This is a genomic window from Sphingobium sp. VMM (genome assembly GCF_056790315.1).
In genome coordinates this window covers 127,363-143,485 of sequence record NZ_JBXGSI010000005.1, presented here as the reverse complement: position 1 = coordinate 143,485, position 16,123 = coordinate 127,363, and the positions used below count along the sequence as shown (strand labels likewise).

General features: G+C 65.8%; 16 protein-coding genes. 11 read left to right on the top strand and 5 right to left on the bottom strand.

What is annotated here, in order from left to right; translation table 11 throughout:
• Positions 1-56 precede the first annotated feature (56 nt).
• Complete coding sequence (locus tag ACUCV3_RS08640) at positions 57-1,043, bottom strand: aldo/keto reductase (RefSeq protein ID WP_482240557.1); 987 nt, start codon at positions 1,041-1,043, stop codon at positions 57-59.
• 99 nt (positions 1,044-1,142) lie between these two features.
• On the opposite strand from ACUCV3_RS08640, the gene ACUCV3_RS08635 reads away from it, so the two are divergent.
• The 11 genes from ACUCV3_RS08635 to ACUCV3_RS08585 all read left to right on the top strand — a co-directional run bounded on the left by ACUCV3_RS08635 (position 1,143) and on the right by ACUCV3_RS08585 (position 11,225).
• A complete protein-coding gene (locus ACUCV3_RS08635; RefSeq protein WP_279728500.1) occupies positions 1,143-2,039 on the top strand; it encodes a LysR family transcriptional regulator in 897 nt (298 codons plus the stop codon).
• 195 nt (positions 2,040-2,234) lie between these two features.
• Positions 2,235-2,657: an iron-sulfur cluster assembly scaffold protein gene (locus ACUCV3_RS08630; RefSeq protein ID WP_278986872.1), complete on the top strand. Its 423-nt coding sequence runs from the start codon at positions 2,235-2,237 to the stop codon at positions 2,655-2,657.
• Positions 2,657-4,459 carry a cation:proton antiporter domain-containing protein gene (locus ACUCV3_RS08625; protein ID WP_482240556.1) on the top strand — a complete coding sequence of 601 codons (1,803 nt, stop codon included), beginning with the start codon at positions 2,657-2,659 and terminating at the stop codon, positions 4,457-4,459. Before ACUCV3_RS08630 ends, ACUCV3_RS08625 begins: the two co-directional genes overlap by 1 nt.
• Positions 4,456-4,785: a DUF423 domain-containing protein gene (locus ACUCV3_RS08620; RefSeq protein WP_004212379.1), complete on the top strand. Its 330-nt coding sequence runs from the start codon at positions 4,456-4,458 to the stop codon at positions 4,783-4,785. The genes ACUCV3_RS08625 and ACUCV3_RS08620 overlap by 4 nt, the downstream gene beginning before the upstream one ends.
• 44 nt (positions 4,786-4,829) lie before the next feature.
• A complete protein-coding gene (locus tag ACUCV3_RS08615; protein WP_004212378.1) occupies positions 4,830-5,297 on the top strand; it encodes a Fur family transcriptional regulator in 468 nt (155 codons plus the stop codon).
• 10 nt (positions 5,298-5,307) lie between these two features.
• Positions 5,308-5,877 (top strand): nicotinamide riboside transporter PnuC, encoded by a 570-nt coding sequence (gene pnuC, locus ACUCV3_RS08610; RefSeq protein ID WP_482240555.1) that lies wholly within the window; start codon positions 5,308-5,310, stop codon positions 5,875-5,877.
• Complete coding sequence (locus ACUCV3_RS08605; protein WP_482240554.1) at positions 5,874-6,896, top strand: AAA family ATPase; 1,023 nt, start codon at positions 5,874-5,876, stop codon at positions 6,894-6,896. The genes pnuC and ACUCV3_RS08605 overlap by 4 nt, the downstream gene beginning before the upstream one ends.
• Positions 6,897-6,906: 10 nt before the next feature.
• Positions 6,907-8,826: a 1-deoxy-D-xylulose-5-phosphate synthase gene (dxs, locus tag ACUCV3_RS08600; RefSeq protein WP_279728496.1), complete on the top strand. Its 1,920-nt coding sequence runs from the start codon at positions 6,907-6,909 to the stop codon at positions 8,824-8,826.
• 72 nt (positions 8,827-8,898) lie between these two features.
• A complete protein-coding gene (locus ACUCV3_RS08595; protein WP_279728495.1) occupies positions 8,899-10,386 on the top strand; it encodes a DUF4403 family protein in 1,488 nt (495 codons plus the stop codon).
• A 64-nt stretch (positions 10,387-10,450) separates the two neighbouring features.
• On the top strand, positions 10,451-10,906 hold the full coding sequence (locus ACUCV3_RS08590) for an SRPBCC family protein (protein WP_279728494.1): 456 nt from the start codon (positions 10,451-10,453) through the stop codon (positions 10,904-10,906).
• On the top strand, positions 10,893-11,225 hold the full coding sequence (locus tag ACUCV3_RS08585; RefSeq protein WP_279728493.1) for an ArsR/SmtB family transcription factor: 333 nt from the start codon (positions 10,893-10,895) through the stop codon (positions 11,223-11,225). Before ACUCV3_RS08590 ends, ACUCV3_RS08585 begins: the two co-directional genes overlap by 14 nt.
• Position 11,226: 1 nt before the next feature.
• On the opposite strand, the gene ACUCV3_RS08580 is transcribed toward ACUCV3_RS08585, so the two are convergent.
• The 4 genes from ACUCV3_RS08580 to ACUCV3_RS08565 all read right to left on the bottom strand — a co-directional run bounded on the left by ACUCV3_RS08580 (position 11,227) and on the right by ACUCV3_RS08565 (position 16,109).
• Positions 11,227-11,661: a DUF3035 domain-containing protein gene (locus tag ACUCV3_RS08580; protein WP_004212371.1), complete on the bottom strand. Its 435-nt coding sequence runs from the start codon at positions 11,659-11,661 to the stop codon at positions 11,227-11,229.
• A complete protein-coding gene (lspA, locus tag ACUCV3_RS08575; protein ID WP_004212370.1) occupies positions 11,661-12,173 on the bottom strand; it encodes a signal peptidase II in 513 nt (170 codons plus the stop codon). The genes ACUCV3_RS08580 and lspA overlap by 1 nt, the downstream gene beginning before the upstream one ends.
• Positions 12,170-15,031 carry an isoleucine--tRNA ligase gene (gene ileS / locus ACUCV3_RS08570; RefSeq protein WP_279728491.1) on the bottom strand — a complete coding sequence of 954 codons (2,862 nt, stop codon included), beginning with the start codon at positions 15,029-15,031 and terminating at the stop codon, positions 12,170-12,172. Before ileS ends, lspA begins: the two co-directional genes overlap by 4 nt.
• Positions 15,032-15,191: 160 nt before the next feature.
• Positions 15,192-16,109: a bifunctional riboflavin kinase/FAD synthetase gene (locus tag ACUCV3_RS08565; RefSeq protein ID WP_279728490.1), complete on the bottom strand. Its 918-nt coding sequence runs from the start codon at positions 16,107-16,109 to the stop codon at positions 15,192-15,194.
• Positions 16,110-16,123 lie beyond the last annotated feature (14 nt).

The following is a 16,123-nucleotide window of genomic DNA, read 5'->3' as shown; positions in this document are numbered from 1 at the left end:
AGGCGGACAGGGACAAACGCGCAATGGGCCGGGGAAACACCCCGGCCCACAGTTCGTCAACGCCCGACGATTTCGAGCAGATGCGGCGGGTAGCGCTCGCCCTCGACCGGGATGGCGTCGGTCGCCGCGCGGATCCGGGTGAGGTCGGCATCACTCAGTTCGACCTGGGCCGCGCCCAGATTCTCCTCCAGCCGATGGAGCTTGGTGGTGCCGGGGATGGGCACGATCCAGGGCTTTTGCGCCAGCAGCCAGGCGATCGCGATCTGCGCCGGGGTCGCATCCTTCTCGGCCGCGATGCCCTTGAGCAGATCGACCAGCGCCAGGTTCTTCTCCCGCGCCTCGGCGGCAAAGCGCGGCAGGCTGTTGCGGAAATCGCCTTCGGCCAGCGCCGTATCCTTGCCGATCGCGCCGGTCAGGAACCCCTTGCCGAGCGGGCTGTAGGGCACGAAGCCGATGCCCAGTTCCTCGCAGGTTTCAAGGATGCCGTTGGTTTCCGGGCCACGGGTCCAGAGCGAATATTCATTCTGGAGTGCGGCGACCGGCTGCACCGCATGGGCGCGGCGGACCGTCGCGGCCGACGGCTCGGACAGGCCGAAATGCCTGACCTTGCCCTCGGCGATCAGATCCTTGACGGCACCTGCCACATCCTCGATCGGCACGGCCGGATCGACGCGATGCTGGTAGAAAAGATCGATCACCTCTACACCCAGCCGCTTGAGCGAGGCGTCCGCCACCGCGCGGATATTGTCCGGCCGGCTGTTGAGCGCGCCAAGACCGGCGCCGATGTCGAAGCCGAACTTGGTGGCGATCACCACCTGGTCGCGCACCGGCGCCAGCGCGGCGCCGACCATTTCCTCGTTGGTATAGGGGCCGTAGACCTCCGCCGTGTCGAAGAAGGTGACGCCGAAGTCGACAGCCGCACGGATCAATTTGATCCCTTCATCCTGGCTGACGGCGGTGCCATAGCCGAAGTTGAGGCCCATGCAGCCAAGGCCAATGGCCGAAACCTCCAGCCCGCTCTTGCCCAAAAGTCGCTTTTCCATAGCGGTCACTCCGATTTGATGTCCGAACGGAAGATAGGCTGTCGCCAAGCGGCGGATTAGATCATAAAAGCGGCAAGACTTTATATCCGGAGTTCATGAATGCGGCGCGAAGAGCTGGTCGACCTCAACGCCTTCCTGATGGTCGCCGACACCGGCAATTTCACCCGAGCGGCCGCGCTGCTCGGCACGTCGCAGTCCGCGCTCAGCCATACCATCAGGCGGCTGGAAACGCGCCTGGGCGTCCGCCTGCTGACCCGCACCACCCGCAGCGTGTCCCTGACCGAGGCAGGCGATCGCCTGTCCGCCACGCTACGCCCGGCGCTCGACAGCATCGCGACCGAACTCGCCTCGCTCGGCGACCTGCGCGAACGGCCGGCCGGCACCATCCGTATCACCGCCGCCGAACATGCCAGCAACACGGTCGTCTGGCCAGCATTGCAACGGCTGTTGCCGCGCTATCCCGACATCCATGTCGAACTGAGCATCGATTCCGGCTTTGTCGACATCGTCAAGGAACGCTTCGATGCTGGCGTGCGGCTGGGCGAGGCGATCGCCAAGGATATGGTCGCCGTGCGCATCGGCCCGGACCTGCGCATGATCGTGGTCGGCGCGCCCGCCTATTTCGCCAGCCGCCCGGTGCCGCGCACGCCGCAGGATCTGGCCGCGCATGACTGCATCAATCTGCGCCTGCGCAGCGCCGGCGGCCTTTACGCCTGGGAACTGGAAAAGGACGGCCATGAAATCCGGGTGCGGGTGGAGGGGCAACTGGCGTTCAACAGCATCGAGATGATCCGCCGCGCCGCCCTCGCCGGCTTCGGCCTCGCCTTCGTGATGGAGGATCAGGTGCGCGCGGATATCGACGAAGGCCGGCTGATCCCGGTGCTGGAGGACTGGTGCCCGCCCTTTGCCGGCTATCATCTCTATTATCCCAGCCGCCGCCAGCCCGCAGCGGCCTTCAGCATATTGGTGGACGCGCTGCGCTATCGCGGTCGCTAGGGGCGATCGACATTCAGATGATGATGTGACGAAAATGGTGGTTTTCCGTAATCCGGAGCGCAGCGTACTTAAAGTACGTGAGCACCGGAAGTGCGGAAGGCCGCCATTTGCAGGCCGTCAGGGCTGAATGTCGATTGACCCTAGGCCATTTTGCCGCCTTCTCCCGCAGGCATAACTGTCCTACATGGAGGGACAATGAGCGCATCCCTCTACAATAACGACATTCTTCGCCTCGCCGCGAGCATCCCGCACCACCAGCGGCTGGCCGATCCGCAGGCCAGCGTGGAGAAGCGGTCACCGACCTGCGGCTCGCGCATCACCGCCGATGTCCGCATGGCCGACGGCAGGCTCGCCGAAATGGGCCTGGACGTGAAGGCCTGCGCGCTGGGCCAGGCCTCCGCCGCGCTGATGGCGGCGCAGGCGATCGGCCTCACTGCTGACGAACTGGCAGAGGCGCGCGACAAGCTGGCCGCCTATCTGTCGGGCAAGAGCGAGGATCTGGATTTCTGGCCCGGCCTTGCCGTGCTGGCGCCGGCCCGCGGCTATCCTGCGCGCCATCCCTCGATCCGGCTGGGTTTCGAAGCGATCGCCGAAGCCGCACGGATGGCGGACGCCTGATGCCGGTCGCCGAAACCGCCATGTCGGCCACCGACGTCCTCCTGTCCGAAGGCGTGATCCTGCTCGGCGTCGCCGTGGCCTTCGTCCTGCTGTTCCGCCGCTTCGGCCTGGGTGCGGTGCTGGGCTATCTGGTCGCCGGCGCCCTCGTCGGCCCGCAGGGGCTTGGTCTGGTCGGTGGCGCGGAATCGAAGCTGGCTATTGCCGAAATCGGCATCGTCCTGCTGCTCTTTCTCGTCGGCCTCGAACTCCATCCCGCGCGCCTGTGGCGACTGAAGCGCGACATCTTTGCGCTCGGCCTGGCACAGGTCGTTCTGTGCGGCCTCGCCCTCACCACCATCATCTTCTATTCGACCGGCTTCACCTGGGGCGCAGCGATCGCACTCGGCTTGCCGCTCGCCCTCTCCTCGACCGCACAGGTGCTGCCCAGCCTCAAATCCAGTGGCCGCATCAACTCGCCCTTTGGCGAGAAGGTCTTCTCGATCCTGCTGTTCCAGGATCTCTCAATCGTTCCGCTGATTACCATCGTTGCCGCCCTGTCCCGCAATCCGGCCGACGCGGGCGGCCCGCCCGGATGGGTGCTGGCCGGCTATACCGTCGCCGCGATCGCCGGGCTGGTGCTGGCCGGCCGCTTCATCCTGCGACCGTTGCTCAATCTGGTCGGTCGGCAGGGCGAGCGCGAACTGTTCGTTGCAGTCGGCCTGTTCACCGTGCTGGCCGCCGCATCTGTGATGCACAGCCTGCATCTCTCGACCGCGCTTGGCGCCTTCGTCGCGGGCGTGATGCTGGCCGACTCGCCCTATCGCCACGAAATCGAATCCGACGTCGAGCCGTTCCGCTCCATCCTGCTCGGCCTCTTCTTCCTGGCCGTCGGCATGGTGCTGGACCTGCGCGCCGTCGCCGCCAATCCCCTGTTCGTCATCGGCATGGCGGCGATGCTGGTGGCCGCCAAGACCGCGATCATCGCCCTGCTCGCCCGGCTGTTCGGCATGGCCTGGCAACAGGCATTGAGCGCCGGCCTGCTCCTGTCCCAGGGCGGTGAATTCGGCTTCGTCCTCTTCGCCCAGGCGCAGAATGCCTATCTGATCGCACCGCAGGCGGCGAGCCTGTTCAGCGCGATCGTCACCTTCTCGATGGCGACGACGCCCTTCCTGATGCTGTTCGCCCGCCGGTTCGAATTCGCCCAGCCCAAGGATCGCGACGACCTGCCGGGGCCAGAGGATGCGCCGCGCGGCAGCGCCATCATCGTGGGCTATGGCCGGTTCGGCCAGACCGTGGCCCAGATGCTGATGGGCCATGGCTTCGGCGTCGTGCTGATCGACAAGAAGCCCGCCCAGATCGAGGTGTCGAGCCGCTTCGACATGAAGGTCTATTATGGCGATGGCACGCGGATCGACCTGCTCCGCCGCGCCGGTGCCGACGAAGCCCGGCTGATCGCCTTCTGCATCGACGATCCTTCGCTGGATGGCCGTGTGCTGCAGCCCATTGCCGAAGCCTTCCCCCAGGCCGCGCTGATGGCGCGCGTGTTCGATCGTCGCCAGATCCTGGCGATGCAGGATATCGAACTGGCCGGCGTGGTGCGGGAAGTATTCGAATCGGCCATCTGCATGGGCGTCCAGGCGATGCAGACGCTGGGCGTGCCGCCCGAAGAGGTCGAGGAAGTCGAACGCCAATATCGCGAGAATGACGGCCAGCGGCTCGCCCTGCAGATCGAGCATGGAAATTTGCTGGCGGCCAAGGACCTGATGTACCGCCCCGGCCGGGGCATGCGCCTGCGCGCGCGCGGAGATGGAGAAGAAGCATGATCGCCATTCTGGCCGCCCTGTCGGCAGCGCTTGCCATCGCTGCCGGCGCTTTTGGCGCCCATGGCGCCGCCAGCCCGCAGGCGGCGGAGTGGCTGCGCACCGGCGGCCTCTATCAGCTCATCCATGCCGTCGCCGTCCTGACGATCATGGGCATCACGCGCGGCGGCGCCCTGTTGCTGCTGATCGGCGCGGCGATCTTTGCCGTCAGCCTCTATGCCATGGCGCTGGGCTGCCCGCGCTGGCTGGGCGCGGTGACGCCGATCGGCGGCGCGATGATGATCGGCGGCTGGCTCTGGGCGGCCCTTGCCTATTGGCAGCGCGGCTGAGCCAGCCACTTGCCGCCGCAGTTGGACACGCCTAGATAATCGCCATGGCAGATCATTCGCACCATCATCATCAGGAACCCACCGGCAAGAAGCTGGCCGACGCGGCGCAGGCCACGCTGGAGGCGAAGGATGAGCAGTGGACGCCGATGCGCGCCGCCATCTTCGACGCGCTGGCGGCCGAGGAAAAGCCGGCATCGGCCTATGATATTGCCGACACTGTGTCCAAGGCGCGCGGCAAGCGGGTTGCGCCCAACAGCGTCTACCGCATCCTCGACCTGTTCGTGGCGAACAATATCGCGATGCGGGTGGAAAGCGCGAACGCCTATATCGCCAACGCGCATCCCGGTTGCCATCATGACTGCATTTTCCTGGTCTGCGACAATTGCGGCCAGGTGACGCATATCGACAATGATCCCATCACCGGATCGCTGCGGTCGGTGGCGGAAAAGGCCGGCTTCGCGCCGGTGCGTCCAGTGATCGAGGTGCGCGGCACCTGCAGCGCCTGCCACTGACGGGCGGTTCATGACGATCATCGAATGGGTCGCAGCGGCGCTCGGCCTGGTCAATGTCGCGCTGGTGGCGCGCCGTTCGCTGTGGAACTATCCGTTCGGCATCGCCATGGTCGCGCTCTATTTCTTCGTCTTTTTCGAGGCGAAGCTCTACAGCGACGCGCTGCTGCAAATCTTCTTCCTGGTGATCAACGCCTATGGCTGGTGGAACTGGGTGCATAGCGAGAAGGTCGCCGACGGCGGCATAGCGGTGGCGCGCCTTAGCGTTCCGGCCCGCCTCGCCTGGATCGCGGGCACTGCGCTCGCCAGCCTGGCCTGGGGCCTGGGCATGGCGCGCCTCACCGACGCCGCCGCGCCCTTCGCCGACGCCATGATCGCCGGCATGAGCGTCGCCGCGCAGATATTGCAGTCGCAGCGCAAGGTCGAAAGCTGGGTTCTGTGGGTGGCGGTCGATGCCCTTGCCACCGGCCTGTTCTGGAGCCGCGGCCTGATCGCGACGTCGATCCTCTACGCCATCTTCTTCTTCATCGCGCTATGGGGCCTGATCGCCTGGCGCCGCACGATGGACCGGGCGCCGACATGACCCGCGGCTTCCTGCTCGGCAAGTTCATGCCGCCCCATGCCGGCCATCAGATGCTGATCGACAGTGCGCGGGCGATGGTGGACGAACTCACCATCCTGGTCTGCTGGTTGCCGGGCGATCCGATCCCTGGTCCACTGCGGCTGCAATGGATGCGCGAACTGGCGCCGGGGTGCCGGGTGATCGGCCATGACGCCGTCGTGCCGCAGGCGCCTGAAGACTCCGCCGACTTCTGGCCGATCTGGCGCGCCATCGTGGCACAGGCTCATCCCGAGCCGATTGACTTGCTGTTTGCCGGCGAAGCCTATGGGCTACGGCTGGCGCAGGAAGTGGGCGGGCGCTTCGTGCCGCTGGGTGCCCGCATCTTGGACGCGGACCAGGACGGACTGGGCGGCCTGTCCGCCAGTGCCGTGCGTGCCGATCCCTGGAGCCATTGGCGCTGGATCGCGCCGCCGGTCCGCGCGCATTTCACCCGGACGATCGTGCTGCATGGCGTCGAAAGCACCGGCAAGTCGGTGCTGGCCGAACGCCTCGCCCGGCATTTCGACACGATCTGGGTGCCCGAATATGGCCGTGCCCAGGCCGAAGTTCACAGTGTCGATATGGACGAGGCCGACCTGCTGCTGATCGGCGCGGCCCAGTCCGCGACGATCGCCGCCGGCCGGCGGCTGGCGAACCGTCGCCTGTTCGCCGACACCGACGCGCTGATGACGGCGGCCTGGGCCGAGATGATGATCGGCCATGTGCCCGACGCGCTCCCAGCCCACCCGAAGGCCGACCTCTATCTGCTGCTGGAACCCGATGTCGCCTGGATCGACGATGGCACGCGCATCTATGGCGACGATCCGGTGCGGGCGCGATTTGCCGATATCAGCCGGAACGTGCTGATCGACCGCGGCGTTAACTGGGCTTCGGTCGGCGGGGATTGGGACAGTCGTTTCACCCGCGCCGTTTCCCTGATTGAAGATTTGGCGCCCCCCTGCATGACGTCAGGGTTCGACTTGGCGCAGGAAAGCGAGTAGGCAGTTCCCCATGTCCAATCCGTCCACGCCGTTGCTCGACACCGTCAAGATCCCCGCCGACCTGCGCAAGCTGCAGCCCGACCAGCTCCGCCAGCTGGCCGATGAACTGCGCGCCGAAACCATCGCCGCCGTCGGCGTGACCGGTGGCCATCTGGGGTCGGGCCTGGGTGTCGTGGAACTGACCACCGCCATCCATTATGTGTTCGACACGCCCAACGACAAGCTGGTCTGGGACGTGGGCCATCAATGCTATCCGCACAAGATATTGACCGGCCGGCGCGATCGCATCCGCACCCTGCGCCAGGGCGGCGGCCTCAGCGGCTTCACCAAGCGCGCCGAATCCGAATATGACCCGTTCGGCGCAGCGCACAGCTCGACCTCGATCAGCGCGGCGCTCGGCTTTGCCGTCGCCAACAAGATGCAGGACAAGCCGGGCAAGGGCATCGCCGTGATCGGCGATGGCGCCATGTCGGCTGGCATGGCCTATGAGGCGATGAACAACGCACGCGAGGCCGGCAATCGTCTGGTCGTTATCCTCAACGACAATGACATGTCGATAGCCCCTCCCGTCGGTGGCCTGTCCGCCTATCTCGCCCGACTGGTGTCGAGCCGCGAGTTTCTGGGCCTGCGCGACATGGCCAAGAAGCTGGCGCGCAAGCTGCCCCGCCCGCTGCACAAGGCGGCCAAGAAGACCGACGAGTTCGCGCGCGGCATGGCGACCGGCGGCACCCTGTTCGAGGAACTGGGCTTCTATTATGTCGGCCCGATCGACGGCCATAATCTCGAACATCTGATCCCGGTGCTGGAAAATGTCCGCGATGCGGCCGAAGGTCCGTGCCTGATCCATGTCGTGACCCAGAAGGGCAAGGGCTATGGCCCGGCCGAAGCGGCCGCCGACAAATATCATGGCGTGCAGAAGTTCGACGTCATCACCGGCACCCAGGCGAAGGCGCCTCCGGGTCCGCCCAGCTATACCAATGTCTTTGCCCAGGCGCTGATCGCCGAGGCCGAGCGCGATCCGCGCGTCTGCGCGATCACCGCCGCCATGCCGTCGGGCACGGGGCTCGACAAGTTCGAGCTGGCCTTCCCCGACCGGACCTTCGACGTCGGGATCGCCGAACAGCATGCCGTCACCTTCGCCGCCGGCCTCGCGGCGCAGGGGATGCGACCTTTCTGCGCCATCTATTCGACCTTCCTGCAGCGCGCCTATGATCAGGTGGTGCATGATGTCGCGATCCAGAATCTGCCCGTGCGCTTCGCCATCGACCGCGCCGGTCTGGTCGGCGCCGACGGCTCCACCCATGCCGGCAGCTTCGACGTCACCTATCTCGCCAGCCTGCCGAATTTCGTGGTGATGGCCGCCGCCGACGAGGCGGAGCTGACGCACATGGTCCATACCTGCGCCGTGCATGACAGCGGGCCGATCGCGGTCCGCTATCCGCGCGGCAACGGCACCGGCGTCGCCATGCCCGAGGTTCCCGAAGCGCTGGAGATCGGCAAGGGCCGCGTCGTGCGCGAAGGGCGCCAGGTCGCGATCCTGTCGCTCGGCACCCGACTGGAGGAAGCACTCAAGGCGGCCGACACGCTGGAGGCAAAGGGTCTGTCCGCCTCCGTCGTCGACCTGCGCTTCGCCAAGCCGCTGGACGAGGCGCTGATCCGCCGGATGCTGACCACCCATGAGGTGGCGGTGACGATCGAGGAAGGGTCGATCGGCGGCCTTGGCGCCCATGTCCTGACGCTGGCGAGCGATCTTGGCCTGACCGACAATGGCCTCAAGATCCGCACCATGCGCCTGCCTGACATCTTCCAGGATCAGGACAAGCCCGAACAGCAATATGCCGACGCGCGGCTGGATGCCGATGCGATCGTCGACACGGTGCTGACGGCGCTGCGCCACAACAGCGCCGGCGTGGAGGAAGCGCGGGCCTGAAGGTCCGCGCTGGACCTCCTCACCCAACTGCCCTAGCCTGCCTTTCGCTGGACCATGTCCGGGAGAAGGCGGTTGGGCAGAGCATTGCCGGGTCGACATCATCGCTGGCTGCTGCTCCTGCCGCTGCTCGCCGCCTGTTCGGAGAAACAGGCGGTGGAGCCGCCGCCGCGCGCCAATGATCCGGTGCCGGCGACCAGCGCATCTTCGATCATCAGTGTCCCGGTGGAGATCGATCGCGCCCGGATTGCCCAGGCGATCGAGCGGGCCATGCCGCGCCAACTCTGGCGCATCGACCGGCCAGGCACGCGCTGCGTCCAGCCCAAGCGGGTCAAATTGTTCGGCAAGCAGATCAGGGTGACGCCGCCGATCGACTGCCACATCATCGGCGAAGTCACACGCGGGCCGATCCGCCTGCGCGGCAATGGGCGCGACCTGATCGCTGATATCCCGATCCATGCGCAGGTCAGCGCGCGCGACATTGCCGGGCTGCTGAAAGGCGAGACCGCCACCGGCGATGCCATGGCCCATGGCCGGATTCAGCTCGGCATCGATGACCAGTGGCGCCCCCATGGCACGCTGAAGCTCAGCTATGACTGGACCCAGACGCCCGGCATCGACTTTCTGGGCCAACGCATCACCTTTGCCGACAAGGTGGATCGCAAGATCGCACCGGTCATCCGCGACCTCGAACGGCAATTGCCGCGCGAACTGGCCAAGCTCGACCTGCGCAGCAAGATCGAGCGCCTATGGCGCGCAGCCTTTACCAGCCTTTCGCTCAACGACCATAATCCGCCGGTATGGATGCGCATCACGCCGCAACGCTTCCTGTTCGACGGCTATGGCAACAGCGGCTCCCAACTGCGCTTCCGGCTGGGGATCGAGGCGCTGACCGAAACCGTGGTCGGTGACCGGCCGGTCGATCCGCAGCCGACCGGACTGCCACCGCCCGCGCGTGCGCCGATCGACGACGCGCTGCATTTCTTCCTGCCGGTGCGGGCCGATTATGCGCAGCTGGAGCCGGTCATCCTGCGCGCCCTGCACAAGCGCGCCGCGCGTCCGTTCGAACTGCCCAAGCTGGGCTCGATCATCGCGCGGTTCGACAAGCTGGTCGCCTATGGCACGACGGGCAACCGCATTGCGGTGGGCGTCACGCTCGCGGCGCGGCCGGCGGACAGCAAGCTCGGCGATACCCATGGCACCGTCTGGCTGACCGCGCGTCCCGTCAACCAGCCCAATTCTGCATTGGTCCATTTCGAGGATCTGCAGGTGACCGGCAGCAGCGACGGGATTGGCGGCGACATCCTGATCGCGCTGGCGGGAAGCCCCAGCTTTTCCGCCGCCATCGCTGGCGCGCTCAGCCAGAATTTCACCCATGATCTGGATGAATTGAAGGGCAAGATCCGGCGCGCCATCGGCGACCGCAAAACCGCGCATTTCCGTATCCGCACCAATTTGGACAACACGGAAATCGGCCAGATTAGTGCCCACGGTCAGGGTCTGTATCTGCCGGTGCGGGCAACCGGACGGGCCGCGATCCGCTACGCCGGAGGGCCATTGTAAAGCAACCATATAGTTGCATATCCCTGCCATGAGGCGCATATAGGCAATCAGGAGGTTGCCTATCATGACCGACAGCATCATCAAGACGATCGACATCGCCGCACCAGTGGAGCGGGTATGGGACGCCCTGACCGACCATGCGCAATTCGGCACCTGGTTCCGCGTCGCGCTCGACCAGCCCTTCGCCATCGGCCAGCCCTCGACCGGACACATGACCTATCCGGGCTATGAGGCGTATCGCTGGCAGGCGCGGGTCGTGGCGATCGAGCCGATGACCCGTTTTGCCTATGAGTGGCCCGCGACCGGCGGCGACAAGGCACTGATGGACAGCGGCGTGTCGGTCCCCGAATGGACGCTGGTGGAGTTCGTGCTGGAGCCGATCGACGGCGGCACCCGCCTGACCGTCACCGAAAGCGGGTTCGATGCGGTGCCCGAACCGCGCCGGACCAATGTCATGCGCGACAATGACGGCGGCTGGGCGGAACAGGTGAAGAATATCCGCGACCATGTCACCGGCTGAGATTTTCGCGGCGCTGGGCGATCCCACGCGCCTGGGGCTCATCGCGCGGCTGGGCGACGGCAATGGCCGGTCGATCGTGCAACTAGGCGAAGGCCTGCCGATCAGCCGTCAGGCGGTGGCCAAACATCTGGAGGTACTGCACGGCGCCGGACTGGTGCGCAGGCGCAAGCAAGGGCGGGAAGTGCATTTCGCGCTACGCCGGGAGGCGGTTGCGGCCGCGCAGGACTGGCTCGGCCGGGTCGGCGCGCAATGGGATGGCAGGCTCGCCCGGCTCAAGGCCTTTGCGGAAGGGGACGATCAGACGCCCCCTGTCCCATAGATTATTGCTGCGGCGGGGTCGTCTGCGTGCCGGTGGCGGCGCGGGCGTCCTGGCCGTCGCCTTCGGGCGCAGCGATGATGTCGCGGGTGGTGGCGCCCTTGTCGACCACTTCGGTGCCCGGATCCCCCGCCTGCGAGCGGATGCCAGCGGCGGCGGTGCCACGGCCAGCCGAATTCAGCGCCGCGCTTTCCGATGCGCTGCGCGGGGCCGGACCGCCGAACAGCGCTTCCTGTGCGGCGCGGCTCGAATCGACCGTGGCAGCAGCCGGGGTGCCCGGCGCGGGCGGAACCAGCGCGAAATCGGGCGGCACGACCAGCGGCGCCTGGCGCGTCACAGCGAACTCGTCGGGACGGCCACGATTGAGCAGGCCGTTACCACCGCCGCCGCACGCCGACAGGGTTGCAACAAGGCCGGCGGCGAGGATCAGTTTACGCATTACTTCAGGGTCTCCGTCTTTGCGCCCTTCTCGCGCAGCAGCAGCGCCCGCGCAAGCAGGATCAGCACGCCGAACGTGATGGCCGCGTCGGCCAGGTTGAAAATCAAGAAGGGTCGCCATTCGCCGAAATGCAGGTCGGCATAGTCGACGACATAGCCCAGCCGCATCCGGTCGACGATATTGCCGATCGCGCCGCCCAGCACCAGGCCGAGCGCCGCGACGTCCGACCGCGCCTTTTCGCGCCACATCCACACGCCCACGAAGCCGGCGATCAACATGGTCATGCCAACCAGCATCCAGCGCATCGTGTCATTGTCGGCATGGAAGAAGCCCATCGAGACACCGCGATTTTCCAGCCAGCGCAGGCGGAAGAAGGGCAATATCTCGATCCCCGCATCCGCCCGGCTCTGCAACGCGAGCGGATAGGTGACGGTGTATTTGACCAGCTGGTCGAGCGCGAGGGTGACGATCGCGACCGTCAGCCCCAGCGGGCGATGGTTGATGGCACTCATGCCTTCAACACCTCGTCACAGCGGTGGCACAGCGTGCCATCTTCCTCGACCTCGGGCAGCAGGCGCCAGCAGCGGCCGCACTTGTGCCACTCGCTGGGCTTGACGATGATGCCGTCGCCCACGCCCATCTCGATCCGGGCGACGATGGCGATTTCGGCGAAGTTCACACCGTCGCTGGGCAGCATTTCGCCCATGGTGACATCGGCCTCCAGGCTGGAGCGGATCACCTTCTCGCGGCGGAAGGGTTCGATCGCCTCGTTGACCTGCTCGCGCTGGTCGCGCAGCTCCGCCCATTTGTCGTTCAGATGGCTGTCGATCCAGCGATGGTCGACCTCCGGCCATTCCAGGAAATGGACGCTATCCTCGTCACTTGGGAAGCGGCTCTGCCATACTTCCTCAGCAGTGAAGGGGATGATCGGCGCGACATAGCGGACCAGCGCGTGGAACAAAGTATCGAGCAAGGTGCGATAGGCGCGACGCTTGGGGTCCGACTTCGCATCGCAATAGAGGCAGTCCTTGCGGATATCGAAGAAGAAGGCCGACAGGTCGCTGTTCGCGAAGTCGAAGATGGCGCGGGTGTAGCGGGAAAATTCCAGCCAGTTCTCGCTCTTCGCCGCCTTGTCGACCACCGCGCGCAGCTCCGCGTCGAGCTGGGCCAGGCGGTGGAGCATGTAGCGCTCCAGCTCCGGCATCTCGGCGTAGGACACCGCCTCGCTCTCATCATAGTCGGACAGGGCGCCGAGCATGTAGCGGAAGGTGTTGCGCAGCTTGCGATAGGCGTCGGACGAACCGGCCAGCACTTCCTTGCCGATGCGGACGTCATCGAAATAGTCGGTGCTGGCGACCCAGACGCGCAGGATATCGGCGCCGCTTTCGGCCATGATCTTGAGCGGATCGACGACATTGCCAAGACTCTTGGACATCTTCTTGCCCGAACCGTCGAGCGCGAAGCCATGGGTCAGCACCGCCTTGTAGGGCGCCTGGCCACGGGTGCCGCAGCTTTCCAGCAGCGAGGACTGGAACCAGCCGCGATGCTGGTCCGACCCTTCGATATAGAGATCGGCGCGGGTGCCCTCGCCATAGCGGCCCTCGACCACGAAACTGTGGGTCGAGCCGCTGTCGAACCAGACGTCGAGAATGTCGTTCACGACCTCATAGTCATTGAGGTCATAATCGGAGCCGAGCAGCGCCTGATGATCGGCGCCGAACCAGGCATCCGCACCGGCACCCTTGAACGCTTCGATGATGCGGGCATTGACTGCCGGATCAACAAGATAGTCGCCAGTCTTGCGATGAACATAGAGCGCGATCGGCACGCCCCAGGCGCGCTGGCGGCTGATCACCCAGTCGGGGCGCCCTTCCACCATCGAACGGATGCGGTTGGTCGAACGCTCGGGCACCCAGCGCGTATGCTCGATCGCATCGAGCGCGATCTCGCGCAGGGTCGGGCCGTTGCCGGTGACGATCGGGGTCGGCATCACGCCGCCATCGACATCGGCCACCACGCCTTCCTGCGGCTTGTCCATCGGGATGAACCATTGCGGCGTGCAGCGGAAGATGATCTTCGCCTTGGAGCGCCAGCTATGCGGATAGCTGTGCTTGAAGTCGTCCGACGCGGCGAGCAGCCCGCCCGCTTCGCGCAGGTCGGTACAGATCGGGCCATCCTTGCCGACGAATTTCGGGTTAATGACCGAGCCCTGCCCGCCCAGCCACAGCCAGTCGGCGCGATATTTGCCGTCACCCTCGACCGCGAAGACGGGGTTCAGGCCGTTCGCCTTGCACAGCGCAAAGTCGTCCTCGCCATGGTCGGGCGCCATGTGGACAAGGCCGGTGCCCGCATCGGTGGTGACGAAATCGCCCGCGAGGAACGGACGCGGCTTGGCGAAGAAGCCGCCGAGCGCGTGCATCGGGTGACGCGCGATCGCGCCGGCGAGTTGCGAGCCCTTGATGATAGCCTCTGGCTGAAAATCAAAGTCCGCCTGAAGCCATTCAGCACGCCGCTGAAATGCCTCGAACAGCGACGTCGCTATGATAAAACGCGTATTACCGTCCGGCCACCAGCGCAGCGAATAAACGCCATATTCAACCTCAGGCCCATAAGCCAAAGCCTGGTTCACCGGGATCGTCCAGGGCGTGGTGGTCCAGATCACCGCATTGGCACCGACCAGTTCCGGCGCGTTCGGCGCTTCGACGATCTCGAACGCCACGTCAATCTGGGTCGAGGTGATGTCCTCATATTCCACTTCCGCCTCGGCCAGCGCGGTCTTTTCGACCGGCGACCACATGACGGGCTTGGCGCCGCGATAGAGCTGGCCGCTTTCCGCGAACTTCAGCAGTTCGCCCACGATCGTGGCTTCCGCATCGAACTTCATGGTCAGATAGGGATCGGCCCAGTCGCCCATCACGCCCAGGCGCTTGAACTGCTCCTTCTGCACATCGACCCATTTGTCGGCATAGGCGCGGCACTGGGCGCGGAACTCGGACGCGGGCACCTCGTCCTTGTTCATCTTCTTTTTGCGATATTCCTCCTCGATCTTCCATTCGATCGGAAGGCCGTGGCAATCCCAGCCGGGGACATAGGGCGCATCCTTGCCCAGCAAGGACTGGCTGCGGACGATGATGTCCTTCAGCACCTTGTTCATCGCATGGCCCATATGGATGTCGCCATTGGCGTAGGGCGGGCCATCATGCAGGATGAAGCGTTCGCGGCCGGCGCGCTTCTCGCGCAGCTTGCCGTAAAGGTCCATCGCCGCCCAGCGCGCGGCAATCGCCGGTTCCTTCTGCGCGAGGCCGGCCTTCATCGGGAAGTCGGTGACGGGAAGGAAGACGGTGCTTTTGTAATCGGGCTGGTCGGTCATCGAATGTCCGTGCAAGTTTATGAATCCGTTCGCCCTGCGCGAAGTCGAAGGGCCGGCCCGAGGGAAGCGAGGGCTCTAACCGGGCCTCGGCTCCGCTCGGCCGCGTGTCTCGACTTCGCTCGACACGAACGGGAAAAGTGGAAGCGTCGCCCTACGCGAGCTAAGGCGTTCCCGCAAGGATTTGCCGTGCGTCGTCGCAGTCGCGTGCGATCTGCGCGATCAGCGGGTCGAGGCCGTCATATTTCGCCTCCGGCCGGAGATAGTGGATCAACTGCACTTCGATGCTCTGGTCGTAGAGGCTTTCGGCGAAATCGAAGAAATGCGGTTCCAGCAGCAGCTTGGGCGGATCGAAGGTCGGGCGGATGCCCAGATTGGCGGCGCCGTCCAGCACCCGGCCATCGGCCAGCAGCCCGCGCACGGCATAGATGCCGAACGCCGGGCGCAGATAAGGGCCAAGATCGACATTGGCGGTCGGGAAGCCGATGGTGCGCCCCAGCTTGTCGCCATGCTGGACCATGCCCTGGATCGTGAAGGGGCGCGTCAGCAGGCGGGTGGCGGTGGCGCAATCACCGGCCTGCAATGCGGCGCGGATGCGGCTGGAGCTGATCACCCCTTCCGCGTCCGTGATCGGCGCGACCGCTTCGGCCGCCAGGCCCAGTTCGGCGAAGCTGGCGATCGTGCCGCTGCGACCCTTGCCGAAGGTGAAATCCTCGCCGGTAACGACGGCGGCGACGCCCAGTTGCTCCATCAGCAGGCGGACATAGCCGGCCGGGTCGAGCGCGGCGAGTTCACGGGTGAAGTCGAACACCAGCATCGCGTCGGCCCCGGCGGCGGCGAACAGCGCCTGGCGCTGGTCCAGCGTGGTCAGGCGAAAGGGCGGCGTATCGGGCTGGAACAGGCGCATGGGATGCGGATCGAAAGTGGCGACGATCGCCGGCCGTCCCTCCGCCCGCGCACGCGCGATCGCGCGGCCGACCACCGCCTGATGGCCGGCATGAAAGCCGTCGAAATTGCCAAGCGCCATGACGCCGCCGCGCAGATGCGCAGGGATCGGGGCATTGCTGGTAAGCCGCTCCATGGCCGGGGCTATAG